This is a genomic window from Streptomyces sp. CRN 30 (assembly GCF_034105845.1).
In genome coordinates, this window is record NZ_JAVRHI010000266.1 from 39527 (window position 1) to 65947 (window position 26421).

Genomic DNA, 26421 nt, shown 5'->3' on the forward strand with positions numbered 1-26421 from the left:
CGGGGGAGCCCCGTCCTCCGCAGGAACGCACTCGGCTCGCCCCACGGCCTGCCGACGCCCCCCTGCCGCGCTGCCGACGTGCGTGATCGGCACGGGTGAGGGCCCGAGGGCTGGGCCGGCATGATCGGAAGGGTGTGGCGTGGCACGATCTGACGACGCTGAGCACGAGCTGCCTGCGGCAGTCGGGGGCGGCGTGTTCGACGCGGACCGGGAGGTCGGCCGGGATCTTGCCGAGGTGGACTGGGCGGCCACCCCGCTCGGCCCGCCGGAGGAGTGGCCGCAGAGTCTGCAGACGGCCGTGAGCATCCTGCTCTCCTCACGGTTCCCCATGTGGATGGCGTACGGGCCCGAGCTGACCTTCTTCTGCAACGCCGCCTACCGCCGCGACACGCTGGGCCGCAAGTACCCGTGGGCGCTGGGCCGGCCGGCGAGCGAGGTGTGGGCGGAGATCTGGGGCGACATCGGCCCCCGGATCGACACGGTGCTCAGCACCGAGGAGGCCACGTGGGACGAGGGCCTGCTGCTGTTCGTGGAGCGGTCCGGCTACCCGGAGGAGAGCTACCACACGTTCTCCTACAGCCCGCTGTGGGACGACGCAGGCGCCGTGGTCGGCATGCTGTGCGTGGTCAGCGAGGAGACCGAGCGGGTCATCGGCGAGCGCCGGATGGCCACCCTGCGGGACCTGGGCTCCGACCCCAGCGTGGTCCGTACCGAGCAGGAGGTGCTGTCCTTCGCCGACCGGCAGCTCGCCCGGAACCGGCGGGACCTGCCCTTCACGCTGACCTACCTCTTCGACGACGCCGACGGCGGCACCGCCCGGCTGGTCGGCACGACCGGCATGCCGGCCGGACACCCGGCCGCCCCGGCGCTCGTACCGGCCGACGTGCCCGACGGGGTGTGGCCGGCGGCGGCCCTGGCGCGCGGCGAGGCGACGGTCGTGCAGCTCACCGCCGACCCCTACGGCGAGCTGCCGCACGGCGACTGGACCGAGCCGCCCGCGCAGGCGCTCGTGGTGCCGCTGCTCCAGCAGGGCAGCGCCCCGTACGGCTTCCTGGTGGCCGGGCTGAATCGTTACCGCGCGCTGGACCAGGGCTACCGCGGCTTCGTCGAGCTGACGGCCGGGCACATCGCGTCCGGCATCGGCAGCGCCCGCTCCTACCAGGCGCAGCAGCGCCGGGCGGAGGAACTGGCCGAGCTGGACCGGGCCAAGACCACGTTCTTCTCCAACATCAGCCATGAGTTCCGTACCCCGCTGACCCTGATCATGGGACCGGTGGAGGAGCTGCGCACCCAGCTCGCCGGAGCGGACGCGCGGGTGCGGCAGGAACTGGAGCTCGTCCACCGCAACGGCCTGCGGCTGGGCAAGCTGGTCAACACGCTCCTGGACTTCTCCCGCATCGAGGCGGGCCGTATGCAGGCCGGCTACGAGCCGGTCGACCTGTCCGCCGTCACCGCCGAACTGGCCAGCGTCTTCCGTTCCGCGATCGACCGGGCCGGGCTCGCCTTCCACGTCGACTGCCCGCCGCTGGACGAGCCGGTGTACCTCGACCGCGGCATGTGGGAGAAGGTGATGCTCAACCTCCTCAGCAACGCGCTGAAGTTCACCTTCGACGGGGAGATCCGGGTCACGGTGGGCGCCGAGGACGGTCACGCGGTGGTCACCGTGGCCGACACCGGCATCGGCGTGCCCGAGGCGGAGATCCCCCGGCTGTTCGAACGGTTCCACCGCATCGAGCACGCCCGCTCCCGCTCGAACGAGGGCAGCGGGATAGGACTGGCCCTGGTGCGGGAGCTGGTCGGCCTGCACGGCGGCACCATCACCGCCGCCAGCGTCGAGGACGAGGGCACCTCCTTCACCGTGCGGCTGCCCTTCGGCAACGCCCACCTGCCCGCCGAGTCGGTGGTGTCCGCGGCGGGCACCACCGCGTCCTCCACCGCCGAGCCCTACGTGCAGGAGGCCCTGCGCTGGCTGCCCGACGAGCACACGGCCGACGCGCCGGCCGCGGGCACCGGGGCGGCCGGCCCGGCCGCCCCCACCCCACCCGCCTCCGCCCCGGGCACCTCGACCCCGGACGCCTCCGTCCCGCCCGCCTCCGGGCCGGCGGACACCGGCCTCGACTCCGCCTTCCGGACCCCCGGGCCGGCGGTCCAGGCGAGGGTGCTGGTGGCCGACGACAACACCGACATGCGCGAGTACCTCGTCCGCATCCTCGCGGGCGCCGGTTACGAGGTCACCGCGGTCAACGACGGCGTGGAAGCCCTGCAGGCCGTCCGCCGGGACCCGCCTGACATGGTCGTGAGCGACGTGATGATGCCGCGGCTGGACGGGCTGCAGCTGGTCACGACCCTGCGCAACGACCCGCGCACCGCCTCCGTGCCCGTCCTGCTGCTGTCGGCCCGCGCCGGGCAGGAGGCCTCCATCGAGGGCCTGCAGGCCGGGGCCGACGACTACCTCGTCAAGCCGTTCGCCGCCGCCGAGCTCCTCGCCCGGGTCCGCGCCAACGTCGAGCTGGCCCGGCTGCGCACCCACCACGCCCGCTGGCGGACCGCGCTGATCGACTCCCTGCAGGAGGCGTTCTTCGTCTGCGACGAGGACGGCGCCGTGATCGAGATCAACGCGGCGTTCAGCGACACCCTCGGCTACGGTCCGGAGGGCCTGCCCTACGCGCCGGTCCACCCCTGGTGGCCGGACCCCGAGAGCGACGCCGAGGCGTACCGGCAGGTCGGTGAGGCCTTCTCGCTGCTCCTCGACCGGCCCAAGGGCTCGTACACCATTCCGGTCACCCACCAGGACGGGCACCGGGTATGGGTGACGGCCACCTTCAACGACGCCCAGGATCCCGTCACCGGCCGTCGCGTCACCGTGGGCACCTTCCGCGACGTCACCGCCGAGCACTACGCCGTCCAGCGGGAGACCGCGCGGGCCGCGCTCAGCACGTCCCTGTCCCAGGCCACCAGCCTGTCGGGGGCGCTGTCCGGGGCGCTGGGCGAGCTGAAGAGCCTGTGGCACGCCCGCTCGGTCGTCGCCGCCGTCTTCGACGGGGGCGACACACCGAAGCTGACCTCCACCGACGCCGACGGCCGCTGGGAGGACCTGTCCGCCGGGCAGCGCGCGGCCCTCGCGGACCTGCGCGACCGGCCCTCCCTCACCCCGGTCGCCGACGCCACCGGCGCCGGGGTGCTGCTGGAGCACCCGGACGGGCCGCTGGTCCTCTGGATCGACCTGGGCGAGCACCGGCCCTTCACCGACGAGGACCAGCTGCTGCTGTCGCTGCTGGCCGGTCACCTCGCGCAGGGACTGGTCCGGGCGCACCAGATCGACCAGCAGCGGGAGACCGCGATCGCGCTGCAGCGCGCCATACTCGGCCCGTCCCGGCTGCCCGACGGCTTCGCCGTGCGGTACGAGCCCGCCACCCGTCCCCTGGAGGTCGGCGGCGACTGGTACGACACGGTGTCCCTGCCCGACGGCCGGATCGGCATCGTCGTCGGCGACTGCGTCGGCCGCGGTCTGGAGGCGGCCACCGTGATGGGGCAGCTGCGCAGTGCCTGCCGGGCCCTCCTGCTGCAGGACGCTAGCCCCTCGCAGACGCTGATGGCCCTGGACCACTTCGCCGCCGGCATCCCCGGCGCGATGTGCACCACGGTCTTCTGCGGTGTCCTCAACCCCGAGACGGGGGACCTGACCTACTCCAGTGCCGGGCACCCGCCGGGCATCATGGTCCACCCCGACGGCAGCACCCAGCTGTTGGACGACGGGCGGTCGCTGCCCCTCGCCGTACGCCCCGGCCGGGTGCGGCCGGAGGGACAGTGCACGCTGCCGGCCCGCGCCACGCTGCTGCTGTACACCGACGGTCTCGTCGAACGCCGCCGGCGGTCGCTCGACGCGGGCATCAGCCAGGCCAGTGAGGCCGTGCAGCAGGGCCGTATGGAGGCCGTCGACGAGCTCGCCACGTACGTGATGAGCCGGCTCGCGCCCGCCGGCGGGTACGACGACGACGTCGCCCTGCTGCTGTACCGCCACCCGGCCCCGCTGGACATGACCTTCCCCGCCGAGTCGTCCCAGCTGGCGCCCGTCCGCAAGGCCCTGCGGAGCTGGCTGGGCCAGTGCGACCTGCCGGCGAACAAAGTGCAGGACATCCTCGTCGCCGCCGGGGAGGCGTGTGCCAACGCCATCGAGCACGGCCATCGGCACGCCCCCGGCGAGACGGTCCGGCTGCGCGCCGAGGCATTCGCCGACAACCTGCACCTCATCGTCGCCGACACCGGCCGGTGGAAGAACCCGCAGCCCGAGCTCAACGCCCACCGAGGCCGTGGTGTGGCCTTGATGCGGGCCATGATGCAGCAGGTCACCATCGTTCCCGGCCCGTCCGGCACCACCGTCGACATGCACACGAGGATCGCCTGATGACCACCGAGCTCACCCTGACCCCCGGGCGGCGCCCGGACGGCACCCAGCTGCTGACGGCCGTCGGCGAGATAGACATGAGCAACATCGGCAGTCTCACCGAGGCCCTCGATGGCCTGTCCGGTCCCCTCGTGCTGGACCTGACGGAGGTGGAATACCTCGACAGCGCGGGACTGAACGTGCTCTTCGCCCACGCCGACCGCCTGGAGCTCATCGCCACGCCCATCCTGGAGTCCGTGCTGACCATCTCCGGGCTCGCCGACCTGGCCACCGTGCACGGCCTGCGCCGCGGCGGCTCCGGAACAGGTCGATGACCTGGCTGCCCACCCGTTCGGGGCCACGGACGGCGGGCTCCGTCCCTCGGACGCGCGTTCCCCGCGGGCCGCTCCGGCGTCTGCCGCCCGAGGCGGTCCGGTGCGGGTACGGGCGAGGGAGCAGGGGGATACGTTGAGCCGACACGCAGCGGCGGTCGACCCGTCGGCCGGGCCGTGCCCGCAGCAGGGGCCGGTTCCCGTGCCGGACGAGCGGGCGGAGCGGGACCGGATCGCGGCGGTGCGCCGTTACGACGTCCTCGACACCCCGCAGGACGGCGCGTTCGACCGGGTGGCGGCGCTGGCCGCGCGGCTGCTCGACGTTCCCATGGCCTCGGTCACGCTCGTCGACACCGACCGCATCCGGTTCCTGGCCGTACACGGCCTGGAGGGCGTTGAGGGACTCGGCCGGGACGCAGGGCTGTGCGACTCGGCCATCCGGTGCGACGACACGCTGGTCGTCGTCCCGGACACCCTCCTGGACCCTGTCGCGGCAGACAACCCCCTGGTCACCGATGGACCCGGGGTGCGCTTCTACGCCGCCGCGCCGATCACCACCGGCGACGGTCACCGGCTGGGCACCGTCAACGTCCTCGACACGAGGCCGCGTGCCGTCACCGAGGACGAGGCCGCCCCGCTCGTCGACCTGGCCGCCCTCGTGATGGACCAGCTCGACGCGCGGCTGTCCGCGCTGCGCGCCCTCCGTGCCGAGCGGGAGCGGCGCGAGGCGGAGAGCCGGCGGGTGGCGCTGGAGCGGGCGCGCGCCGAGGCCGAGCGGGAGGCGCGGGAACGGGCGGAGAAGGACCGGGCCGCCGTCGCCGCGTTCGCCTCCACCCTGCAGCGCACCCTGCTGCCCCCGGCGCTCCCGGCCGTGCCCGGCCTGGAGCTGGCCTGCCACTACCGCACCGCCTCCGCGCACGAGGTGGGCGGCGACTTCTACGACGTCTTCCCCCTGGACGGCGAGCGGTGGGCGTTCTTCATGGGCGACGTGTGCGGCAAGGGCCCCGAGGCGGCGACCGTCACCGCCCTGGCCCGCCACACCCTGCGCGCCGCCGCCCGCATCGACCCCGACCCGGTGACCGCCCTGAGCGCCCTCAACACGGAGCTGCTCACCGACGTCACCGCCGGCAGCCGCTTCTGCACCACCGTGTACGGGGTCCTGGCGCCGCGCGGGACGGCCGGCTTCACGATCACCCTGGCCACCGGCGGGCACCCCCCGGCGTACCACCTCGCGGCCGACGACAGCGGCACGGTGTCGGCGCGGGCCGTACGGACCGAGGGCGGCATGCTCGTGGGTGCCTTCCCGCAGGCCCGCTTCGCCCGGACCACCTTTACCCTGAACCGGGGCGAAGCCCTGTTCCTCTACACCGACGGGCTGATCGAGGCGCGCACCGCCGAGGGCGCCATGCTCGGTGACGAGGGGCTGACCGGCTTCCTGCACCGGCGGACCGGTGTCCCGACCGCCACGGCCCTGGTGGAGGACGCCATCGCGCTGCTGGCCTCACTGCCCGACCAGGCGGGCGACGACGTCGCCCTGCTGGCCCTGTCCGTTCCCGGCGCCCAGGCCGCGCCGGAGACCGGTGTGAGCGCCACCGCCCGCACCACCGCACGTTCCGAGCACCACGGCCAGGAGTGATGACACCGACGTGACCGACACCCTTCGCCTCAGCGTCCAGCACCCCGGTCCGGGTCTCGCCGTCGCCACCGTAGTCGGGGACGTGGACCTGCACACGGCGCCCGTCCTGCGCGCGGACGCACTGCAGCTCATCGAGCAGGGCACCCCACGGCTGATCTTCGACCTCGCCCAGGTCGACTACTTCGACTCCACCGGCCTCAGCGTGCTCATCGGCATCTGGCACGCGGCCCAGGAGGCGGGCGGCTCCCTCACCCTCGCCGCCGTCCCCGGCCGCCTGTCCCGCATGCTCTCCCTCACCGGCGTGGACGCGCTGCTGCGGGTGCACACGACGCTGGAGGAGGCGCTGGCGGACCTGGGCGGCGACGCGGGCGCCGGGGTGGGCGCTGGCTGAGGACGCCCGAGCGGGCCGGCGTGGCGTAGCCGTGAAGCTCGACCGGGTGTGGTGGCTGCCCCCAGCGGACCCAGGAACCGGCTCGGCTCGCCGTGCCAGGTGACGGTGAGAGCGTCCCGGGCGCGGGTGGCGGTGACGGGGAACGCGGGACCCCGCCCTCGCCGACACCTCATCGGGACATGAGGACTCGAGGCGGTCAGCCATCCGACTGTTGCCACCGGTGCCACTGTCAGGCCGGTCGACTACTGTGCACATTCGCGCACAGTGATATCGGTCAGAACGGCTATCTGGCGCCAAGCAGTGCCGTACGGGGGTCTGACGGGGGATGGGCTACGTTCTGCCCGGCTGGCTGGACGAGATTCTCGACTTCATCGGAATCAACCGGCCGAATGTCGACGAGGACGACTACCGCGAGATGGCGGACGCGATGCGCGAGCTCGCGAACGCCTTCGACGATCACACGGGTGAGGCCCTGGCGGCGGTGAACCGTCTGCTCTCCTCCAGCGAGGGCTCGGCGGTGGACGCACTGCAGGACCACTTCGCCCAGGTGAGAGCCTCACACTTGGAGCAAGTGCCGGAGGTGTGACCGGCGGCCTGTCAGCCCTGCTCGGGGCGGCGCAGATCACGGCCATGCGGGAGGTGGTGCGCCGGATCGTCAAGGAGGCCGCCGACCAGATCGTCGAGCAGGTGATGGCGATGGTGACCGAACCGGTCGCCGCCAGGCTCGAAAGCAGACGGCGTGACGGTCGACAACCGCGCGACCGACGTGGCGGTCGAGACAGCCCGCGACGAGGACGGCTCGGTGGTCGTGTTCCCCGCGCTGCCCGCGTAGGCGCGCGGAGCGCTCTCAGGGGGTGAGGTCGATAACCCTCACCGGCTGCCCCTTCCAGACCTCGGGCGCGGTCGTGGCGACCACCGCCCCTCCCGGTCGTTCCGCCGTGGGCTCGGCCGCGTACCGCGTGTGAGCCTGGGCCCAGGAGGTGTCACGGGCCACAGCGAGCGCCGCGGACAGGTCCAGGTCGAGCACGGTGACACCGGGGAGCGCCGCGAGATGCTCCGCCGTGCCCGGCCGTATGCGGTCCGCCGACACCAGGGCACAGGCCGGGGCGTACAGGAACCAGCCGGCCTCCGCGTGCGCACGGTGGATGAGACGCGAGGCCAGTACATTGCCTTGCCCGGTCGCGAGCACCGCCGTGTCGTCCAGGACGATGTGAAGCTCTTCGGTCACCGTGCTTCCGCCCCACTCAGACGACGATCGAGTTCGAAGTCGAGATCAGCTTGTTCGGCCGCGCTCGGGTCGTAGCCGTTCCACGCGTGCAGGGCGTTACGGGCCTGCTCCGCCCGCGCCTCACGCTCCTCGGGAGTCAGCAGCGTTTCGGCAAGATGGGACAGATAGCCACGGAGGGACATGCCTTCGGAGGAAGCTATCCGGGCGAGCCTGTCGCGAGCTTCGGCGGGGATACGAACGTTGGCGTCGGACATGGATGCCTCCTCGATCGAACCCTGAAAGGCTACGGGTACGGGTACGGGTACGTACCCGTCCAGGTGGCGACCGCAGGCTCCGATCAGTGACCGTTACGCCCAGGTACGACGGGACTCCGGGACGGAGGGCGTATCGGTCCGTGCTCCGGCACGCGGGTACGGAGTCCACCGGCGGATGGTGCGGGAGGCCCTGGCCTCGGCATGGCCCGAACCCCGCAAGACGATGCCGCCCAGGAAAGCCCGGTCGGCTCAAGCCGTTCCAAGACGCAATCGACGACATCTTGCGGGCCGGCCTCGTTGTGCCCGCGTAAGCAGCGGCACACCATCAAGCGGATCTACGACCGGCTGATCACCGAGCACGGGAGGGAAGGCATCTCCTGCGCCACGGTCCGGCTGCGGTCCCGGATGCCCGCCGCGGCAAGACGAACGGCGAGTGTCGACCCGTTGATCCGCCCGTCACCGTGAGGCGGGGACTGGAGGATCAGCCGTCGGCCGAGGCTCGCCCGTCCGACGGGCAGTCGGCTGACGGCCGTGGGTTCGTGGGGAATCGCGGCAGCGGACTCAACGTTCGGCATCCTCCCCGCGCGGGGGCCGGTCACGACCGGCACCGTCGCCATCCCCGCCCCCGGAGTCGCCCTCCCCCGCCAGCCGGTCCGCGAGTTCGTCCCGGATCAGCAGGCGGCGTTCGACGCCGTGGGTGCGGTAGGCGGTGCGGCCGATGATCTGGCTGGTGATCGGGGCGGTGAGCAGCTGGAAGAGGGCGACGAGCAGCACGACCGGGGCGTAGCTCGGTGCCATCTGCACGGCCGTCCCGACGAGGATGAACAGCAGGCCGAGGGTCTGCGCCTTGGCCGCCGCGTGGAGCCGGCTCACGGTGTCCGGGAAGCGGAGCAGCCCCAGGGCGCCGAGCAGGCAGAAGAGGGCTCCGGTGAGGTACAGGACGGCGGTGACGACGTCGAGCACGGCGGTCATCGCATGCCTTCCCGCTCCTCGATGAGGTGGGCCGCCGTCACCGACCCGATGAAGGCCAGCAGGGCGAGGACGAGGAGCACCGGGACGGCGGAGGTGTCGTCGCGCACCGTCATGCTCACGGCGGTCGCGGCGATGGCCAGGGTCACGAGCACGTCGAGCGCCAGGATGCGGTCGAGGGCGCGCGGGCCGCGCAGCAGGCGCACCAGGGTGAGCAGGCCGGCCGCCGCGATCAGGGTGAGGGTCACAGCGAAGACGATGTTCATGGCTTCCTTCCTTCCGGTCCGTCCCGTCCGTCCGGCTCATCCGGCCCATCCGGTCCGTCCGGTCCGCTGCCGTCGTCAGAACCGAGGCGGCGGCCGAGGACCTCCGCGATCCGGCGCTCCAGGGCCTGCACCTCCTCGCGACGTCGGGTGATGTCCTGCCCGTCCGCCATGGGCAGGGCGTGCACGTACAGGCGTGACCGGCGCCGGTCGATCTCCACCACGAGCGTGCCGGAGGAGACGGAGGTGAGTTCGGCGACGGCGGTGACCATCAGGTCGCTGTCGGCGTGCAGGGGGATCTCGATGACGGCCGCGGTGGTCCTGCCGCCGTGCCGCAGCACCTGCCGGGCGACGATGACGCCCGACCTGACGAGGTCCGTGAGCAGGTGGAGGAGGAGTCGCGCGGCCGGCACGGGCCGCGGTACGGCGCCCGGCAGGACGGCGGGCAGCGGGAAGGCCAGCACCACGGCGACGGCGACGAGCAGGCCGCCGATCATCACCAGCGCGCCGGCGGATCCCCACAGCAGGACCCACAGGAGCCACAGCCAGGCGACCATCGGCAGGTGCCGCAGGCCCCTGCGGATCCGCTTCGGACGGAGCACGGGTCGGATCACCGGGTCTCCTCCCCCAGCACGGCGGACCGGTAGGCGTGCGGGTGCAGCAGGTCGTCTGCGGCCCGTTCGCCGAGGCGGGCGAGCGGGCCCGCGCACACGGCGACCGCGACCGAGGCCGCCGTCATGCCGGCCGCGGCGGCGAGCATGAGCCGGGCCCCGCGCGGCCGGTCCCGGTGGCTGCCCGGGTCCCCCGGCGGCTGGATGTTCTCGGGGGCGGGGGGTCGTGCCATGAAGACCGCCATCCCCGCGCGGGTCATGGCGTACAGCGTCAGCAGGCTGGTGAGCAGGGCGGCCGCGGCGAGGGCGTAGGCCTCCGGCGAGCCCTCGGCGACACCGGCCCGCAGCAGGGCCAGCTTGGCCACGAAGCCGGAGAACGGCGGGATGCCGGCCAGGCTCAGCGCCGGGAGTACGAACAGGACGGCGACCAGGGGGCCGGGGGCCGGCCGTTTCGCCATGTGGCGCAGTGCGGCCGTCCCCGCGCGGCGCACGGCGAGGCCGGCGGCGAGGAAGAGAGCCGCCTGGACGATGATGTGGTGGACGACGTAGAGGATGCTGCCGGCCAGTCCGCGGCTGTCGAAGAGCGCGAGCCCGAACAGCATGAAGCCGATGTGGCTGACGAGGGTGAAGGACAGCAGCCGGTTGATGTCGTCCTGGGCGAGGGCCCCGAGGATGCCCACGATCATGGTGATGATCGCGGCGCAGGCCAGCAGGATCCACACACCGTTCCGCGGGAAGAGCAGCGTCTGCGTGCGGAGCAGCACGTACACGGCCACCTTCGTCAGCAGCGCGGCGAACACGGCCGTGATCGGCGCGGGTGCGGTGGGATAGCTGTCGGGCAGCCAGAAGTGCAGCGGCACGATGGCCGCCTTGATCCCGATCACGGACAGGAGCAGCAGGCCGAGCGCCGAGCGGAGGCCGTCCGGCAGCTCCGCCAGCTGGGGGCCGAGCTGGGCCAGGGTGACGGTGCCGGTGGCCGCGTACACCAGGGCGATCAGGGAGAGGAACAGCAGGGAGGAGGTCAGGCTGACGATCGTGTACGTCATTCCCGCGCGGGTACGGGCCTCGTCCGCGTTCAGGGTGAGCAGGACGTAGGAGGCGGCGAGCATCATCTCGAAGGCGACGAAGAGGTTGAAGAGGTCGCCCGAGAGGAACGCCAGGCTCACGCCCGCGACGAGCACCAGGTAGGCGGGGTGGAAGACGGCCACCGTGCGGTGGCGTTCCTCCGCCGTGCCCTGGCCCATGGCGAAGACGAACACCGCGAGCGCCACCAGCGCCGACACGGTCAGCAGCAGGGCCGACAGCCGGTCGGCCACGAGCGTGATGCCCAGCGGCGCCGGCCAGCCGCCGACGTGCAGGACCTGCGGTCCGTGCCGGTCGGCGAGCGCCAGGAGGGTCACGCCGCAGGCGAGTACGGCCGCGAGGAAGCCGGTGCTCAGGACGCGTACCGCTCTCCGCCCCAGGCCGAGCAGGGACAGGCCGGCACCGGCCGCCGGCAGCAGGACGGGCAGAGCGGGCAGGACCGCCGTCATCGGTCGCCTCCCGTCGCCGCGCCGTCCGCGCCGCGCTCCGCACCGCGGGTGGCGGGCTCCTCCTCGTCGTCCGCGCGGACCGTGCCGATGCGTCCGTCCTCCACGTCGTCGCGCACCTCGTCGTCGCCGGACAGGCGCCAGGACCGGTAGGCCAGGGCGACCAGGAAGGCGGTCAGGCCGAAGGTGATCACGATCGCCGTGAGCGCCATCGCCTGGGGCAGCGGGTCGGCGATGCGTCCCCCGTCGGTCCCCTCCCCCTCCAGTACGGGGGCCCGGCCCGGTGTGCCTCCGGCGACCAGGAGGAGCAGGTTGGTCCCGTGTCCCAGCAGGATGAAGCCGAGGACGATCCGCATCAGCGACCGCTGCAGCATGAGGTAGAAGCCGGCCGCGAACAGGCCGCCCACCACGAGGGCCATGGTCATGTCGATCGTGTTCATCGCGTACCGCCTTCCCTCTCGTCGGTCGTGGTCGTGGTCCCGTCCGCCGTGGGCCGGCCCTGGCCGAGGGTGACGCCGACCGCCGACAGCAGCTTGAGGGTGACGCCGACGACGAGCAGGTAGACGCCGATGTCGAAGAACAGGCTGGTGGCGAGCTTCACCGTGCCCAGCACCGGCGGGTGGAGCGTCACCACCGCGCTCTCCAGCGGTGCGCCGCCGAGGGCGAGCGGGGACAGCGCCACGACCGCGGCGAGGAGCAGCCCCGCACCCGCGACCGCGCCCGCCGGGACCCGTACGGCGGTCCCGAGATCGGCGCGGCCGCCCACCAGGTACCGCAGCACGAACGCCTGCCCGGCCACCAGGCCGCCGGAGAACCCGCCACCGGGGGTGTAGTGCCCGGAGAACAGCAGGAACAGGGAGAACACCAGGATCGAGGGGAACAGCAGCCGGGTGGCGACCTCCAGCAGGACCGAGCGCTCACCGCCGGGCCGCTCCCCCGCGCCGGGCAGCCAGGTCCGTACCGGCTCGTCCCAGTGCACCGTGGGGGAGGCGTCGCCCGTCTCGCCGTCCGGGGCCTCGTCCCGGCCGCGGCCGCCCACCCGGACCAGGCTGACGACGCCGACCGCCGCCACCATCAGCACGGAGATCTCGCCCATCGTGTCGAGCGCGCGGAACTCGACCACGATCGCGTTGACGATGTTGTACGCCCCCGTCTCGGGCGTGCGCTCGGTGTACTCCCCGGCCAGCGGCTCGGTCGACCGGGCGGCGGACGCGGCCAGCGCGAAGCAGGTGACGAGGACGCCGACCGCGCAGGCCGCCACGATCCGCAGCGAGCGTGCCCGGGCCGTGGTCGTCCGGCCGGGGCTCAGCCGGGCCGGCATCCGGCGCAGCACCAGGGCCACCACGACCAGCGTCATGGTCTCCACGAGGAACTGCGTGAGCGCCAGGTCCGGCGCGCCCCGCGCCAGGAACACCCCGGCCACCGCGTAGCCGACGGCGCCGCTCAGCAGTATGCCGGTCAGCCGGTGCCGGGCGCGGACCACGGCGACGGCCGCCGCCAGCACCACCACGGCCAGGAAGGGCTCGTAGGGGGACCACCACAGGTCCGGGGAGCCCAGGGAGGGCATGTCGAGGACCAGCGCCGTGCCGGGCACCAGCACCACGGTCGTCAGCAGCACCGTCAGGTAGAGCGGGAGCGAGCCGGCCTGCGTGCGCCGGGTCACGGCCACGGCGAACCGGTCCAGGGCGGACACGGCGCGGTCGAAGACCCGCTGCACGTCCGGCAGGCGCGGCACGGACCGGGTGCCGCGCCGCCACACCAGCAGGTGGACGCCGACGCCGAGGGCGAGGGACAGCGCCGACATGCCGAGCACGGGCGTGAAGCCGTGCCACAGGGAGACCTTGTACGGCTCGTGCGCCCCCGGCGGGTACACGTCGGCGTAGGCGGTCGTGATCGCCGCGGTGACCGGGTAGACCGCGCCCAGGACCAGACCGGCGACCGCCAGCACCGCCACCGGCGCGACGAACCCGGGCGCCGGGCGCTCGGCCCGCTCCACCGCCCCGCCGGGACGTCCCCCGAAGGCCCCGTGCAGGAAGCGTGCGGCGTAGGCCACGGTCAGCGCGGCGCCGAGCCACAGCACCGCCGTCAGCGGTCCGTGGACGGGAAGCTCGGTGCCGTGCAGGAACGCCTCGAAGTAGGCCTCCTTGCCGAGGAACCCGACGAACGGGGGCAGACCGGCCATCGAGGCGGCCGCGAGCGTGGTGAAGGCCCACAACGCGGGCATGCGGCGCCCCAGGCCCGACAGTTCGCGGAGGTCCCGCGTCCCCGTGCTGTGGTCGATGACGCCCACGGACAGGAAGAGCGCCGCCTTGAACGCCGCGTGCGCGAGCAGCATCGCCGTCCCGGCGATCGCGGCGGTCCGGGTGCCGGCCCCCAGCAGGGTGATGAGCAGGCCCAGCTCGCTGACGGTGCCGTAGGCGAGCAGGAGTTTGAGGTCGGTCGCGCGCAGCGCCCGCCACGCGGCCAGCACCATCGTGGTCAGCCCCACCGCGAGCACCATCGGCCGCCAGGGCGCCACCTCGGCGAGGGCGGGCGCCAGGCGGGCGACCAGGTAGACGCCGGCCTTGACCATCGCGGCCGCGTGCAGGTAGGCGCTGACCGGCGTGGGGGCCGCCATCGCAGCGGGCAGCCAGCCGTGCAGCGGCATCTGCGCGGACTTGGCGAACGCCCCGATCAGCACGAGCACCACCGCGACGGGCAGCGCGCCGCCCCGCGGCGGGTCGGCGAGGATCTCCGAGATCCGGTACGTGCCGGCCGCCTGCCCGAGCACGATGAAGCCGAGCAGCATGGCCAGCCCGGCGACCGCGTTCACCAGCAGTGCCTGCCGGGCGGCGCGCCGCTTCTCCGCGGTCTCCCCGCTGCCCGCGATCAGGAGGAAGGACGCGACCGTCGTCAGTTCCCAGAAGACGTACAGGACGAACAGGTTGTCGGCGAGGACCAGCCCCACCATCGCCCCGGCGAAGGCCAGCAGCAGCGCGGCCTGCCGGCCGGCGTTCCGCTCGACGTAGTACCGGCAGTAGAGGAGGACCAGCACCCCGACCGCGCCGACGATCCACAGCATCAGCAGGGAGAGGGCGTCGAGCCGCAGGTCGACCGCCAGCCCGAGGGACGGGACCCACGAGAAGGACGTGCGGTACTCCCCGCCGTCCATAACCCGCGGTGCCCGCGTCGCCGCCCAGACCACCGTCGCCAGGGGCACCACGGCCGCCAGGGCCCACACGGCACGGCCGAGCCTCCGCTGCCACCACGGGATGGCCACCGCGACCCCCGCATGGGCGGCCAGCACGAGCAGCACCGCACCAACTCCTTCGTAGATCCCCGGCCCGCCGACATCCGACCGGCCCGCCCCGCACACTCTGCAGGGCCGCACGCCGGTCAACGATCTTGAGTGCCCCGTGTCGGGGCGGCCAATCCTGACGGGACGTCATCGCGATGGGCGGGCCCGGGGCGCCCGAGCTGCCGGAAGACGGGTCCACCCACCCCGGCTGCGGACGTCAGCCTGAGCGATCTCCGACAACGAGCACCACGGCCAACAACCTGTCGCTCTCCGGCGAAAGAATTCCGGCACACCAGGACACCATTGCGTTGGTCGCGCCTCCTGAGGCGGTGCGGAAGAAGACTTCACTCTCGTGCACGGAGGCCGTTTCTCCTACAGTTACCTCGGGAAGATGAGGGGGCGAATCGATGAACGGGAAGACAGAGTTCACTGCAGCCTCAGGAGTTGACTCGCGTTTCACCGTGAGGGTCGAGGACCGGCTGACCCGCACCCTACTGCTCGATCTTGCATGTGGACTGGCCGGAGCCGTGGTGATTCGCGGATTCCTGTCCGATGCGCCGCGCATGGTGAGCAGTCAGGAGTTCCGCACCGTCAACCTCAGCCGTTACAGCGAGGAGCGTTATCCCATACCGGCTTTCCGTCTGGGTCCGGTGCTCAACGAGTACAACGAAGCGGGCTCCGTGGGCGAGAAGTACTGGCCCGACGCGCAAGAAGCCACCGAGCACTCCCGTGAATCCCCGATAGGCGCCACACGAGCATACTGCGTCGAACAACTCGCTCAGTCATGGACCGACACGGCGGAGTCAGCACGTTCCCATGGACGCGAGCTCTTCTGGGGAATCGTACGAGAGATCAACGAGGGAACGCTCACCCACTGGGATGACATATCGCGCGAGTTCGATGCGCATGTCTTCGATGACCGCCCCATAGTCCAACTCGCTTTCAACCTCTTCCTGTCGATGCCGTCCGCAGGAGGAGAAACCTGGATCTGGCGCCGCCGGTGGCAGCCTTCGGACGAGAACCATCGCGAGCGTTTCGGTTACAGGAAGAACTCCATCACGGCCGGGGCACAGAGGGTTGTGGTGTCACCGACGGCAGGTGATGCAGTCCTGTTCGATCCGAGGAACTACCACGTCGTTCGACCGAGCTCGGGAGGACGCCGGCTCACCGTTTCTTTCTTCATAGGCATCACCGCGAGAGGAAGACTCATACTCTGGTCCTGACGGGAAAACAGCTTCGCCCTGCCGCAGAACGTCATCGATAGCAAGAGGCGATATGAGCCAGGCAACGGTATTCGTCCACGGCACCGGGGTAAGAGGAACCGCCTACGCGCATACGGTCCGTCGCATCAGACGTGGACTGGAGAGCATCCACGACTCCTCCTCGTTACTGGGTTGCTTCTGGGGGGACAGCGAGGGAGCCGCTCTCGGCACCGGCGCGTCCGTTCCTGGCTGCACCGTCACGGACGCACCGAAGCAGAGAGACCGAGAACTGGCATTGTGGTCAGTCCTCTACGTGGACCCGTGGTACGAATTGCGCCTGCTGGCCCAGCACACCGGGGAGGGGAACGAGTCGCCGCCGGGACGGGACCCGACCGGGGCACTGATCGAGCAGATCCGCGATTTCCGTCCTTCACCGGATTTATGCGACCTTTTGGCCGAACAATATCTGGAGGACCTGTTCCACCAGGCTCTGGAGAGTCTGCGTTCCTCTCCCGAGTTCGCCGAGGCGGCGGAGACCGCACCCTCCGATCCCCTGGCCCATCGACAGGCCATCGCCCGTGCCCTCGTGGCGCACGCCCAGAGCGGTCTCGAACCGAACGAGCCGACCATGGACGGGGCGGCCAGGGACAGGCTGGTACGCCTCATCACCAGCGAGCTCGACGGCTACGGACGCGGAGTGGGCGACTGGGTGACCCGGCAGTTCGCCGGAATGGCCAAGCGGGCCCTCACCCACCGCCTGACTCGCAGACGAGGTCCGGTCACCGACGCCATGACACCCGCGGCAGGAGACATCCTGCGGTACCAGGCGAGAGGGGCGGGTATCCGATCGGCCATCCGCCGCGCCGTCCTCAGTACTCGTGCGGATCACGTCACCCTGCTGACCCACAGCCTCGGCGGCATCGCGAGCTTCGATCTCCTCGCGATGGCTCCTCTTCCCCAGGTGACTCGACTCATCACGGTCGGCTCCCAGTCCCCCTACCTCTACGAGATAGGCGCTCTGACCAGTCTGGAGCCGCCGGCCACCGTGCCCGCCCATTTCCCTGCCTGGCTGAACATATACGACCCCCGCGATTTCCTGAGCTTCATCGGGGAGCCGCTCTTCCCGAACGCGGTGACTGACGTACCGGTCGACAACGGACAGCCATTCCCCCAGGCACACAGCGCGTACTGGACGAATCAAAGCGTATGGGATGCGATCGCGGCGTTCCGATCATGACTGCCGGAGCCACATCGACAGTGCTCGGCCTTACGCATCCGGAGTAACCCGCATGCATTCACCCAACGACACCATCGCCGTACTCGTAGGTGTCGAGACGTATGCTGCAGGAGACTCGTGGGCGCTCGACGGACCCGTAGCAGAAGTACGCGAGTTGGCCTGGTGGCTGCGTTCCAGGGGCGTACCCGCGGAGAACATCCACGCGTTCGTCACCGCGGGGACGTCGACCACGGAGTTCCCCGGTCACGTGCACAAAGCTCACCGTGAAGAAGTCAGGCGCGTCCTGATGACCACGGTGGCCCACTCCACTTGTTCACTGCTGTGGTTCCACTGGAGCGGACACGGGGTGGTTGACCAGGACTACGGACGTCGCCTCTTTTACGCCGACGCCTCGGCAACAGACAAGCAGAACATCGATTTCGATGACCTGCTCAAGGTTCTCCGGACCAGTTTCTTCCCACATACACAGCGGACCATAGCGTGTGTGGACGCATGCGCCACTGCGTCCTCGGATCTTCGGGCCCCGAGTTCTCTGCCGCACGAGACACTGCCACGCGGTGCGCATCGACACGGGCGGGAACAGTTCGTTCTCTTCGCGGCCCGTCCGGGCGCGATCGCGTCCACGACACCGGAGGAGAAGAAGTCGTTCAGCGCGGCGTTACTGCAGACGCTCCGTACCACCACGTCGTGGCCACCGGACATGATGGCGGTGAAGGCGGACCTCTGGGGAGCCTTCACCAGCACGGGACGGCAGGCTCCGCCCGGACCCACTTACCTGTGGACGCAGGACTGGTCTGACGGGCAGGAACTCTGGCACGACACCGCGCCGTCCGCAGGGCTTACAGGCTCGGTGATCCCGATAAACAACCTCCCCCCTTCCGCCCGGCTGGTGGGCAGGGAGTCGGAACTTTCTCAGCTCATACAGCGCAGCGCTCCGCGTGACGGCATGCGGCTGCCGGTACAGATCATCCACGGTATGCCTGGCGTCGGGAAGACGGCACTCGCCGTCGAGCTCGCGGACCGGTTGACCGGCCGCCACCCCGACGCGCAACTGTATATAGACATGTACGGCTACACCATGGGGCGGTCATGGCTGGACCCGTCAGAGGCTCTGGGAACCCTCCTTCTCCTCATCGGAATACCTTCCGCCGAGATACCGGACCGGCTGCGCGACCGTTCGAACATGTGGCGACGTGAGATGTCACGGCGACGCGCGGTGATCGTCATCGACAACGCCAGGACGAGCGAGCACGTGGAGCCCTTGCTCGTGTCGGGTCCACATGTGATCTGCGTCGTCACCAGTCGCAGCAGGCTGACCGCGCTGGCCGCCGCCGACTACTCATATCTGGACTGCCTCAGCGAGAAGAACTCCGTGGCCCTTCTGAGCAGGATGATCGGGACCAACAGGGAACGTGCCGACATCAGCAGCTTCTCCGCGATAGTGAAGGCCGCGGGCGGTCTGCCATTGGCGCTCCATCTGGTCGGTGGACAATTGCGCAGACGACCAGCTCTGACCTTGAGCACCTATGCTGCGCGCCTTACCGGCCCCCAAGGCTCCTCTTTTCCTGATTCCACTTCCTCAGGCATACAAATAGTATTCGATCTTTCATATGACGCACTGAGTCCATTTGCACGGACTCTGTACAGAACACTTGGTGAGCACCCTGGGCCGGCGTTCGAAGTGCACTTGGCGGCAGCCCTGCTTGACCAGCCCCTGGACCGGGCCGCGGCGACGCTTGAGGAACTGTTCGACAATCACCTACTGGAAGAACGAGAGGAGGGGAGGTTCTATATCCATGACCTGGTGCGACAACACGCCGCCGGCGTGAGCGGTACACAGGAGTCAGAGCTGGAGGCGCTGCACGAGAGACTGAACTCATATTGGGTGATACATACGGAGAGAGCGGCCCGTGTGAGCGGTACCCGATCGCTGCTGGAACCCACCCACGAGAGACGGACAATGCCCGATGACCGGGATCTCCCGCTGCATGATGCCCCTGCTGCCGTCGCGTGGTTCGAACGAGAGTGGGAAAACATCCAGGCCGTGGTGAAGAAGATGGCAACCCTCGGCGATCACCATGAGATCATCCGTATCGCTGCCGCACTCGCTGGACACCTGCGGGACCGGGGTCTGTACGACGAGGCAGTGGACATGCATCACCTGTCCCTGAAATCATCGAAGGCCGTCTTCGACGACTCCGCTCACAGCATCTCCCTGGAGAACCTGGGCGTGTCCCACCTGCGCGGTGGCGCATTCGACAGAGCCATTTCTCACCTCGATCAGGCATGCGCGGCCTGGGAAGCTGTCAATGACCTGCCCAACTTGGCGAGATGCCTCGACCGGCGCGGCTTCACCTACGAACGACTCGGTCACTACGACCATGCGTTGCGTGACATGAAACAAGCGCGGGAGTACTACAGGCAACTGGGTGACGACCATGGGATCGCTCAGACCCTCAGCGATATCGGCGCCGTGCGGTGGCGGCAGCAGAGGTACGAGCAGGCTCTGGAGTCGTTCACCAAGGCTCTGGCTCTCCGCAGAGACCTGGGCGACCGGTCCGGCCAAGCCACCACGCTGAACAATCTGGGCCTCACTTATCAGCGGCTCAGCGACTGGCAGAGAGCCGAGGCGTGTCTTCGGCAGGCCGAAGAGATGGCCACCGAAACCTCCGATCGAGACCTTCTGACGATCATCTACAACAACTTCGGCTATCTCTGGGCCAGCGCAGGTGAGCCGCTGGCCGCCATACGGGCTGCGCGGCAGGGGTTTGCCCTGGCCACAATGCTGGGCTCCCGCTACCAGAAGGCCCGATCCCTGGACGCGATGGCCCGATCCTGTGCAGCAGCCGGCCACTACAGCTGGGCCGAACGGATCGGCACAGAGGCGATGGATATGTTCCGTCAACTCAACGTCCCCGAAGCCGAAGAGCTGAGGACTTTCCTCGCCTCATCATCCCGCCGTGCGAACTGACGTCACGCTCGAGTGAGCCCGGGCACGAACTCTCCACCTGTAGCCTTGCAGAAAGAATCCATTGAGATACGCAGCTTCGATCGAAGCAGTCCGCTCCCCATCACCATGGACCGCGAACTCTCGAAACCGCTGTCCACGAGCACTCGCCATTCCTTCGGCAGGCCGACAGCAGTGATACTTCCGTACTCCATGGCACTGAGCTCAAGGGCTTGGTCGCGCGACATCATCTTCACCTGCCGGGCCCCCAGAAAGCGCCTGACTGCCCCATTGAGGTCCGAACGAGAACCGGGCCGCATCAGACACGCCGCGTAGAAGGTGACGGGGCCCCGAACAGCGCTGATCAACAGACAGTTCGCCGCATCCTCCCAAGGGACGCCGTAGTGCTCGCACAGTGCGTCTCCGGCAGCGTAATCGACATCGATCTCTGCTACCTCAACCGTTCGCAGTTCCTCACCGTCAAGGGAACTGGTCAATCGTTCGTACACCGGTTGCGCTACGAGGTCGCGAGCGTCATCCAGCGGCAACCAATTCAAAACCTGACCCATTTTCCCCATCCCGACCCAGAGTGCCACGGACAGCCCCGCACCTGAGCAGCGTATCGGCACGGACCGTTCTCAAGCGGCCGGTTCACGCCTTCGGATACGAGGATCTCCGAGTCATCCCACAACTCGTTCACCAGTTTCGAACAACGCATCCGATCGCGTGCCCGAATACCCTCGCCGTGCCTCCGTGACACGTCGTGGCCGACCGGCGCAGCCGGGCCGGGCGGCCGACTGCGCGCGACCTGGGACTTGCTGGTCAGAGCCCCTTTGCAGCCGGCTCCAGAATCGCCACGCACTCCACGTGATGCGTCATCGGGAACAGGTCGAACACCCGCAGCGTCCGCACCCGGTACCCCCCGTCCCGGAAGTACCCCAGGTCCCGCGCCAGCGCCGCCGGGTCGCAGGCGACGTAAGCGATGCGGCGGGCGCCCAGCGACGACAGGTGCTCCACCGTCTTCTTCCCCGCACCCGAGCGCGGCGGGTCCAGCACGACCAGGTCCACCTCGGTGATGCCCGTGCGTGGCAGTACGGCCTCCACCTTGCCCTGCTCCACCCGCACCCGGTCGAAGCCGGCGAGGTTGTGGCGGGCGTCCTCCACCGCGCGCTTGCCGGATTCGATGCCGAGGACAGCGCCCTTCTCGCCGACCCGGTCGGCGAGCGCGCCCGCGAAGAGGCCGACGCCGCAGTAGAGGTCGAGTGCCGTCTCGCCCTTGCGCGGCATCAGGCCCTGCATGACGGCTTTCACCAGCGTGTTCGCCGCCTGCGGGTGGACCTGCCAGAAGCCGCCGGAGCCGACCCGGTACGTACGGTCGTCGGCGCGCTCGCGCACGAAGGGGCGACCGTGGACGCGGTGTACGCCGCCGTCCTTCTCGCCGACGCGCATCACCGAGACAGGGCGGTCCAGTTCGACGATCGGCAGGCGTGCGCCCGGCTTCGGGGTGAGGATCACCTGGCGGTCCTGTGAACCGCTCGCCGCGATCGCCTCGACCGACTCCATGCCCGTCCAGTCGCGCTGCTCGACGCCCAGCTCGCTGACGCCCTCGGCGGCGATCAGGCAGTGGTCGATCGGCTCGACCTCGTGCGAGCGGTGGCGGCGCAGGCCGGCGTGACCGTCGGGGGTGACCGCGTACTGCACGCGCGTGCGCCACGACGGCACCTGGCCCGCGGGGACCTTGTCGCCCTCGGCCGGCATCACCGTGCCGTCCCAGCCGGCCTCCTCGGGCGTGAGGCCCGCGAGCCGCTGCAGCTGCTCGGTGACGACCTCCCCCTTGAGCCGACGCTGGGCGCCCGGCTTGGCGTGCTGCCAGTCGCAGCCGCCGCAGCGGCCCGGACCGGCGAAGGGGCAGGGCGCCTCGATGCGGTCCTTGGAGGCGTCCAGGATCTCGACCGCGTCGGCGCGCAGGAACCGCGCGCCCTCCTCGCCCTCCGTCACCCGCGCGACGACCCGCTCGCCGGGCAGCGCGTGCCGGACGAACAGCACCTGGCCCTCGGCCGTACGGGCGATGCAGTGGCCGCCGTGGGCGACGGGACCGATCTCGACCTCGTACTCCTCACCCACCAGCGATTTCTTAGGTTCTGCCTGCATGGCGGGGTGACTCCAGAGCTGAGAGGGAGGGATACGCGGAACGGGGGCCGCGAAGGACAACAGCCCACCAGTCTACGGCGTCGGCGAGGAGTCCTTGTCCCGGTGGGGGGCCGCCGGCCCGCGCCGCACCGAACCCGGCGCGTCCCACTCCTGCCTCCGGCGCGCCCGCCGCTTCGCCACCTCGGAGGACTCGAGCTGGTACGGCACCGAGGTGACCATGACGCCCGGGGTGAACAGCAGCCGGGTCTTGAGGCGCAGCGCGCTCTGGTTGTGCAGCAGCTGCTCGTACCAGTGGCCGACCACGTACTCGGGGATGATGACGGAGACCACGTCGCGCGGCGACTCGCGGCGCAGGCTCTTGACGTACTCGATGACGGGCCGGGTGATCTCCCGGTACGGCGAGTCGAGGACCTTCAGCGGGACGTCGATGCCGCGCCGCACCCACTCCTCGCGCAGCGCCTTCGTCTCGGCCGGGTCGACGTTGACGCTGAGCGCCTCCATGGTGTGCGAGCGCATCAGCTTGGCGTAGGACAGGGCGCGCAGGGTGGGGCGATGGATCTTGGAGACCAGAACCACCGAGTGCACGCGCGAGGGCCGTACGACGTCGTCCTGCGGCTCCTCCGGCGCGGCGATCTCGTCGGCCACCCGGTCGTAGTGCCGGCGGATCACCGACATCGTCGCGTAGAAGATCACCATGCCGAGCAGGGCGACCCACGCCCCGTGCGAGAACTTGGTGACGAGGACGACGACGAGGACCAGTCCCGTGAAGAAGGCACCGAAGGCGTTGATGGCGCGGGAGCGCACCATGTGACGCCGCTTGGCCGGGTCCCGTTCGGTGGTGAGGAGGCGGTTCCAGTGCCGGACCATGCCGGTCTGGCTCAGGGTGAAGGAGACGAAGACGCCCACGATGTAGAGCTGGATGAGCCGCGTGGAGTCGGCTCCGTAGAGCCACACCAGCAGCGCGGCGGCGCCCGCGAGCAGCACGATGCCGTTGGAGAAGGCGAGCCGGTCGCCGCGGGTGTGCAGCTGGCGCGGCAGGTAGCGGTCCTGGGCGAGGATCGAGCCGAGCAGCGGGAAGCCGTTGTACGCGGTGTTGGCGGCGAGGAACAGCACGAGTGCGGTGGCGGCGGCGAGGAGCACGAAGAAGAACGTGCCGTCGCCGAAGACCGCGGCGGCGACCTGGGTGATCACCGGGTTCTGGACGTAGCCGTCACCGACCGGGACGCCGTCGCGGACCAGGTCGTGCGCGGGGTTCTCCGCCATGCGGACGCCGGTCGCCATGGCCAGGCCGATGATGCCGCAGAACATGGTGACGGCGAGCGCGCCCATCAGCGTCAGCGTCGTCGCCGCGTTGCGGGACTTGGGCTTGCGGAAGGCGGGCACGCCGTTGGAGATCGCCTCGACGCCGGTGAGCGCGGCGCAGCCGGAGGAGAAGGCACGGAGTAGCAGGAAGACCATGGCGAAGCCGGCGATCCCCTGGTGCTCGGGCGCGATCTCCAGGCCGGCGGTCGGGGCCTTCATGTCGTCGCCGAGGACGAGGCCGCGGAAGGCGCCCCAGGCGATCATGAGGAAGACCCCGACGACGAACACGTACGTCGGGATCGCGAAGAGCTTCCCGGACTCCCGCACCCCGCGCAGGTTCATCAGCGTCAGCAGCACGATGATGCCGACCGCGCAGAGCACCTTGTGCTCGACGACGAAGGGGACGGCCGAGCCGAGGTTCTCCACGCCGGAGGAGATGGACACGGCGACGGTCAGGACGTAGTCGACGAGCAGGGCGCTCGCGACGGTGAGGCCGGCCTTCGGACCGAGGTTGGTGTTCGCCACCTCGTAGTCGCCGCCGCCGCTGGGGTACGCGTGCACGTTCTGCCGGTAGGAAGCCACCACGGTGAACATCAGTACGACGACAGCGACGGCGATCCAGGGGCTGAAGTGGTACGCCGACACGCCCGCGAGGGAGAGGACCAGCAGCACCTCGCCGGGGGCGTAGGCCACGGAGGAGAGCGGGTCGGAGGCGAAGACGGGGAGAGCGATGCGCTTCGGCAGGAGTGTTTCCCCGAGCCGGTCACTGCGCAGTGCGCGCCCGATGAGAATCCGTTTGGGCACGTCGGTCAGTTTGGACACGCAAGGGATCGTAAGCCGTCGGGACGCGGGGCGCCCAGCCTCCCCCGTGCCCGGCTCGCCGCCCGCGCGGACTGCCGTGGCCGTCTGCTCTCCGGGTGAATTGGGGTACGGGAAGGGCTGCTGATTCCGCCGCGCGCCGTACGGGCGTGTCTATATGACAAAACCTTTCCTTCCGTATGACCGCCGTATGACCGAACTTTTCCCTCCGCCCCCCTTTCCCCCTGGGAGACTCCATGCCGCACGCCGCCGCGGAGCTCATCGGTGCCGCCGCCGCACTCGTCGGGCTCGGTGTCCTGACCCTGCTCAGCGTCCGCAGCATCGGCCGCCGCTGACCGCCGGCCGGCGGGGGCCCGCGCACGGGGGTGTCCCGGGGCGACCGCGTGTGTAGCTTGGGCGTCGGTCTGAGACCCTGTTGTCCGGCCTGGTTCGGCATTCCGGTCGAGCAGGACCATCGACACCGACACCGGAAGGACGGTCGTGCACATCGTCATCATGGGCTGCGGAAGAGTGGGCTCCGCTCTTGCCCAGACCCTGGAGCAACAGGGGCACACGGTCGCGGTGATCGACCAGGACCCCACCGCCTTCCGGCGACTGGGCTCCGGGTTCGGCGGCCGGCGCGTCACCGGGGTCGGCTTCGACCAGGACACCCTGCGCGAGGCGGGCATCGAGGACGCGGGCGCGTTCGCCGCGGTCTCCAGCGGTGACAACTCCAACATCATCGCCGCCCGGGTGGCCCGCGAGATGTTCGGCATCGAGAACGTGGCGGCGCGCATCTACGACCCCCGCCGCGCCGAGGTCTACCAGCGCCTCGGCATCCCGACCGTCGCCACGGTCCGCTGGACCGCCGACCAGATGCTGCGCCGGCTGCTGCCCTCCGGAGCCGAACCGCTGTGGCGGGACCCCACCGGAGGGGTGCAGCTCGCCGAGGTGCACGCGTCGCCGGCCTGGGTGGGCCGGCGGATCAGCAGGCTCCAGGAGGAGACCGGTGTGCGGGTCGCGTTCCTGACCCGGCTGGGCGAGGCGATCCTGCCCAGCTCGCAGACGGTCCTCCAGGAGGGTGACCTGGTCCACGTGATGATGCGCACGGACGACATCGAGAAGGTCGAGGCGGCGTTCGCCGAAGGGCCCGCAGAGGAGGGCGGTCACTGATGAGGGTCGCCATTGCCGGAGCCGGCGCGGTCGGCCGCTCGATCGCGGTCGAACTGCTGGAGAACGGCCACGAGGTCCTGCTGATCGACAAGGCCCCGACGGCCATCTCGGTCGAGCGCGTCCCGCAGGCGGAGTGGCTGCTCGCCGACGCCTGCGAGATCACCTCCCTCGACGAGGCGGCGCTCCAGCGCTGCAACGTGGTCATCGCCGCCACCGGCGACGACAAGGTCAACCTGGTCGTGTCGCTGCTGGCGAAGACGGAGTACGCCGTGCCACGCGTCGTCGCCCGCGTCAACAACCCGAAGAACGAGTGGCTGTTCAACGAGTCCTGGGGCGTGGACGTCGCCGTCTCCACCCCGCGGCTGATGTCGGCCCTGGTCGAGGAGGCGGTGAGCGTCGGCGACCTGGTGCGGCTGCTCCGCTTCAGCCACGGCGACGCCAACCTGGTGGAGCTGACCCTCCCGCCGGAGTCCGCCCTGGCCGGCACCCGGGTCGGCGACGTGGAGTGGCCCGAGGACACCTCCCTGGTCACCATCATCCGCGGCACCCGGGTGCTCACCCCCTCCCAGGAGGACTCCCTGGAGGCGGGCGACGAGCTCCTCTTCGTGGCCGCCCAGGCCCGCGAGGAGCAGCTGGAGGACCTGCTGTCGGTGCGGCGCGAGGACGTGCCGGGCTGAGGTCCGGAGTACGTGAGTGGGGGCGCCCCGGGATCCCGGGGCGCCCCCACGTCGTGTACG

At 70.5% G+C, this 26421-nt stretch carries 21 protein-coding genes; 10 read left to right on the plus strand and 11 right to left on the minus strand.

The genetic code is table 11. From position 1 onward, the window contains the following. Nucleotides 1-139 precede the first annotated feature (139 nt). The 5 genes from UW392_RS28330 to UW392_RS28350 all read left to right on the plus strand — a co-directional run bounded on the left by UW392_RS28330 (nucleotide 140) and on the right by UW392_RS28350 (nucleotide 7329). Nucleotides 140-4405 (plus strand): SpoIIE family protein phosphatase, encoded by a 4266-nt coding sequence (locus UW392_RS28330; protein ID WP_320777963.1) that lies wholly within the window; start codon nucleotides 140-142, stop codon nucleotides 4403-4405. Then, nucleotides 4405-4719 (plus strand): STAS domain-containing protein, encoded by a 315-nt coding sequence (locus tag UW392_RS28335; RefSeq protein WP_320777964.1) that lies wholly within the window; start codon nucleotides 4405-4407, stop codon nucleotides 4717-4719. The genes UW392_RS28330 and UW392_RS28335 overlap by 1 nt, the downstream gene beginning before the upstream one ends. Before the next feature lie 133 nt (nucleotides 4720-4852). Next, on the plus strand, nucleotides 4853-6352 hold the full coding sequence (locus tag UW392_RS28340) for a GAF domain-containing SpoIIE family protein phosphatase (protein WP_320777965.1): 1500 nt from the start codon (nucleotides 4853-4855) through the stop codon (nucleotides 6350-6352). A 10-nt stretch (nucleotides 6353-6362) separates the two neighbouring features. Beyond that, a complete protein-coding gene (locus tag UW392_RS28345) occupies nucleotides 6363-6743 on the plus strand; it encodes an STAS domain-containing protein (protein ID WP_320777966.1) in 381 nt (126 codons plus the stop codon). 325 nt (nucleotides 6744-7068) lie between these two features. Then, nucleotides 7069-7329 carry a hypothetical protein gene (locus UW392_RS28350; RefSeq protein WP_320777967.1) on the plus strand — a complete coding sequence of 87 codons (261 nt, stop codon included), beginning with the start codon at nucleotides 7069-7071 and terminating at the stop codon, nucleotides 7327-7329. 261 nt (nucleotides 7330-7590) lie between these two features. On the opposite strand, the gene UW392_RS28355 is transcribed toward UW392_RS28350, so the two are convergent. The 8 genes from UW392_RS28355 to UW392_RS28390 all read right to left on the minus strand — a co-directional run bounded on the left by UW392_RS28355 (nucleotide 7591) and on the right by UW392_RS28390 (nucleotide 14892). Then, nucleotides 7591-7971 carry a hypothetical protein gene (locus UW392_RS28355; RefSeq protein WP_320777968.1) on the minus strand — a complete coding sequence of 127 codons (381 nt, stop codon included), beginning with the start codon at nucleotides 7969-7971 and terminating at the stop codon, nucleotides 7591-7593. Next, nucleotides 7968-8225, minus strand: a complete 258-nt coding sequence (locus UW392_RS28360; protein ID WP_320777969.1) for a hypothetical protein — start codon at nucleotides 8223-8225, stop codon at nucleotides 7968-7970. The genes UW392_RS28355 and UW392_RS28360 overlap by 4 nt, the downstream gene beginning before the upstream one ends. A gap of 561 nt (nucleotides 8226-8786) precedes the next feature. Further along, entirely contained in the window at nucleotides 8787-9197 is a 411-nt protein-coding gene (gene mnhG / locus UW392_RS28365; protein WP_320777970.1) for a monovalent cation/H(+) antiporter subunit G, read from the minus strand. Next, the gene (locus UW392_RS28370) at nucleotides 9194-9460 is read right to left on the minus strand and encodes a monovalent cation/H+ antiporter complex subunit F (RefSeq protein WP_320777971.1); all 267 of its coding nucleotides are present in this window, start codon (nucleotides 9458-9460) and stop codon (nucleotides 9194-9196) included. Before UW392_RS28370 ends, mnhG begins: the two co-directional genes overlap by 4 nt. Then, complete coding sequence (locus tag UW392_RS28375; protein WP_320777972.1) at nucleotides 9457-10071, minus strand: Na+/H+ antiporter subunit E; 615 nt, start codon at nucleotides 10069-10071, stop codon at nucleotides 9457-9459. The genes UW392_RS28370 and UW392_RS28375 overlap by 4 nt, the downstream gene beginning before the upstream one ends. After that, nucleotides 10068-11600, minus strand: a complete 1533-nt coding sequence (locus tag UW392_RS28380; protein ID WP_320777973.1) for a Na+/H+ antiporter subunit D — start codon at nucleotides 11598-11600, stop codon at nucleotides 10068-10070. The genes UW392_RS28375 and UW392_RS28380 overlap by 4 nt, the downstream gene beginning before the upstream one ends. After that, on the minus strand, nucleotides 11597-12037 hold the full coding sequence (locus UW392_RS28385; protein WP_320777974.1) for a Na(+)/H(+) antiporter subunit C: 441 nt from the start codon (nucleotides 12035-12037) through the stop codon (nucleotides 11597-11599). The genes UW392_RS28380 and UW392_RS28385 overlap by 4 nt, the downstream gene beginning before the upstream one ends. After that, complete coding sequence (locus UW392_RS28390; protein WP_320777975.1) at nucleotides 12034-14892, minus strand: Na+/H+ antiporter subunit A; 2859 nt, start codon at nucleotides 14890-14892, stop codon at nucleotides 12034-12036. The genes UW392_RS28385 and UW392_RS28390 overlap by 4 nt, the downstream gene beginning before the upstream one ends. 443 nt (nucleotides 14893-15335) lie before the next feature. On the opposite strand from UW392_RS28390, the gene UW392_RS28395 reads away from it, so the two are divergent. Genes UW392_RS28395 through UW392_RS28405 form a run of 3 tightly spaced genes read left to right on the plus strand, consistent with a single transcriptional unit; the run spans nucleotide 15336 to nucleotide 20284 of the window. Continuing rightward, entirely contained in the window at nucleotides 15336-16097 is a 762-nt protein-coding gene (locus UW392_RS28395) for a hypothetical protein (protein WP_320777976.1), read from the plus strand. A gap of 52 nt (nucleotides 16098-16149) precedes the next feature. Further along, nucleotides 16150-17313, plus strand: coding sequence for a hypothetical protein (locus tag UW392_RS28400; protein WP_320777977.1), 1164 nt, complete (start codon nucleotides 16150-16152; stop codon nucleotides 17311-17313). Nucleotides 17314-17365: 52 nt separating this feature from the next. After that, nucleotides 17366-20284, plus strand: a complete 2919-nt coding sequence (locus UW392_RS28405) for a tetratricopeptide repeat protein (protein ID WP_320777978.1) — start codon at nucleotides 17366-17368, stop codon at nucleotides 20282-20284. Nucleotides 20285-20286: 2 nt separating this feature from the next. On the opposite strand, the gene UW392_RS28410 is transcribed toward UW392_RS28405, so the two are convergent. The 3 genes from UW392_RS28410 to UW392_RS28420 form a co-directional block, all read right to left on the minus strand. Further along, on the minus strand, nucleotides 20287-20856 hold the full coding sequence (locus UW392_RS28410; protein ID WP_320777979.1) for a YbaK/EbsC family protein: 570 nt from the start codon (nucleotides 20854-20856) through the stop codon (nucleotides 20287-20289). 226 nt (nucleotides 20857-21082) lie between these two features. Then, nucleotides 21083-22411 (minus strand): class I SAM-dependent RNA methyltransferase, encoded by a 1329-nt coding sequence (locus UW392_RS28415; RefSeq protein WP_320777980.1) that lies wholly within the window; start codon nucleotides 22409-22411, stop codon nucleotides 21083-21085. A gap of 72 nt (nucleotides 22412-22483) precedes the next feature. Beyond that, entirely contained in the window at nucleotides 22484-24535 is a 2052-nt protein-coding gene (locus tag UW392_RS28420) for an APC family permease (protein WP_320777981.1), read from the minus strand. Nucleotides 24536-25012: 477 nt separating this feature from the next. Between UW392_RS28420 and UW392_RS28425 the strand changes: the two genes are divergently transcribed. After that, nucleotides 25013-25684, plus strand: a complete 672-nt coding sequence (locus UW392_RS28425) for a TrkA family potassium uptake protein (RefSeq protein WP_320777982.1) — start codon at nucleotides 25013-25015, stop codon at nucleotides 25682-25684. Next, nucleotides 25684-26361: a TrkA family potassium uptake protein gene (locus UW392_RS28430; RefSeq protein WP_320777983.1), complete on the plus strand. Its 678-nt coding sequence runs from the start codon at nucleotides 25684-25686 to the stop codon at nucleotides 26359-26361. Before UW392_RS28425 ends, UW392_RS28430 begins: the two co-directional genes overlap by 1 nt. Nucleotides 26362-26421 lie beyond the last annotated feature (60 nt).

Excerpts from the sequence above, each read along its gene's own strand:
- UW392_RS28370 (WP_320777971.1), bottom strand. The coding sequence starts at position 9,460 with ATGAACATCGTCTTCGCTGTGACCCTCACCCTGATCGCGGCGGCCGGC.
- mnhG (WP_320777970.1), bottom strand. The coding sequence starts at position 9,197 with ATGACCGCCGTGCTCGACGTCGTCACCGCCGTCCTGTACCTCACCGGA.
- UW392_RS28430 (WP_320777983.1), top strand. The coding sequence starts at position 25,684 with ATGAGGGTCGCCATTGCCGGAGCCGGCGCGGTCGGCCGCTCGATCGCG.
- UW392_RS28380 (WP_320777973.1), bottom strand. The coding sequence starts at position 11,600 with ATGACGGCGGTCCTGCCCGCTCTGCCCGTCCTGCTGCCGGCGGCCGGT.
- UW392_RS28335 (WP_320777964.1), top strand. The coding sequence starts at position 4,405 with ATGACCACCGAGCTCACCCTGACCCCCGGGCGGCGCCCGGACGGCACC.
- UW392_RS28400 (WP_320777977.1), top strand. The coding sequence starts at position 16,150 with ATGAGCCAGGCAACGGTATTCGTCCACGGCACCGGGGTAAGAGGAACC.
- UW392_RS28405 (WP_320777978.1), top strand. The coding sequence starts at position 17,366 with ATGCATTCACCCAACGACACCATCGCCGTACTCGTAGGTGTCGAGACG.
- UW392_RS28360 (WP_320777969.1), bottom strand. The coding sequence starts at position 8,225 with ATGTCCGACGCCAACGTTCGTATCCCCGCCGAAGCTCGCGACAGGCTC.
- UW392_RS28415 (WP_320777980.1), bottom strand. The coding sequence starts at position 22,411 with ATGCAGGCAGAACCTAAGAAATCGCTGGTGGGTGAGGAGTACGAGGTC.
- UW392_RS28350 (WP_320777967.1), top strand. The coding sequence starts at position 7,069 with ATGGGCTACGTTCTGCCCGGCTGGCTGGACGAGATTCTCGACTTCATC.
- UW392_RS28385 (WP_320777974.1), bottom strand. The coding sequence starts at position 12,037 with ATGAACACGATCGACATGACCATGGCCCTCGTGGTGGGCGGCCTGTTC.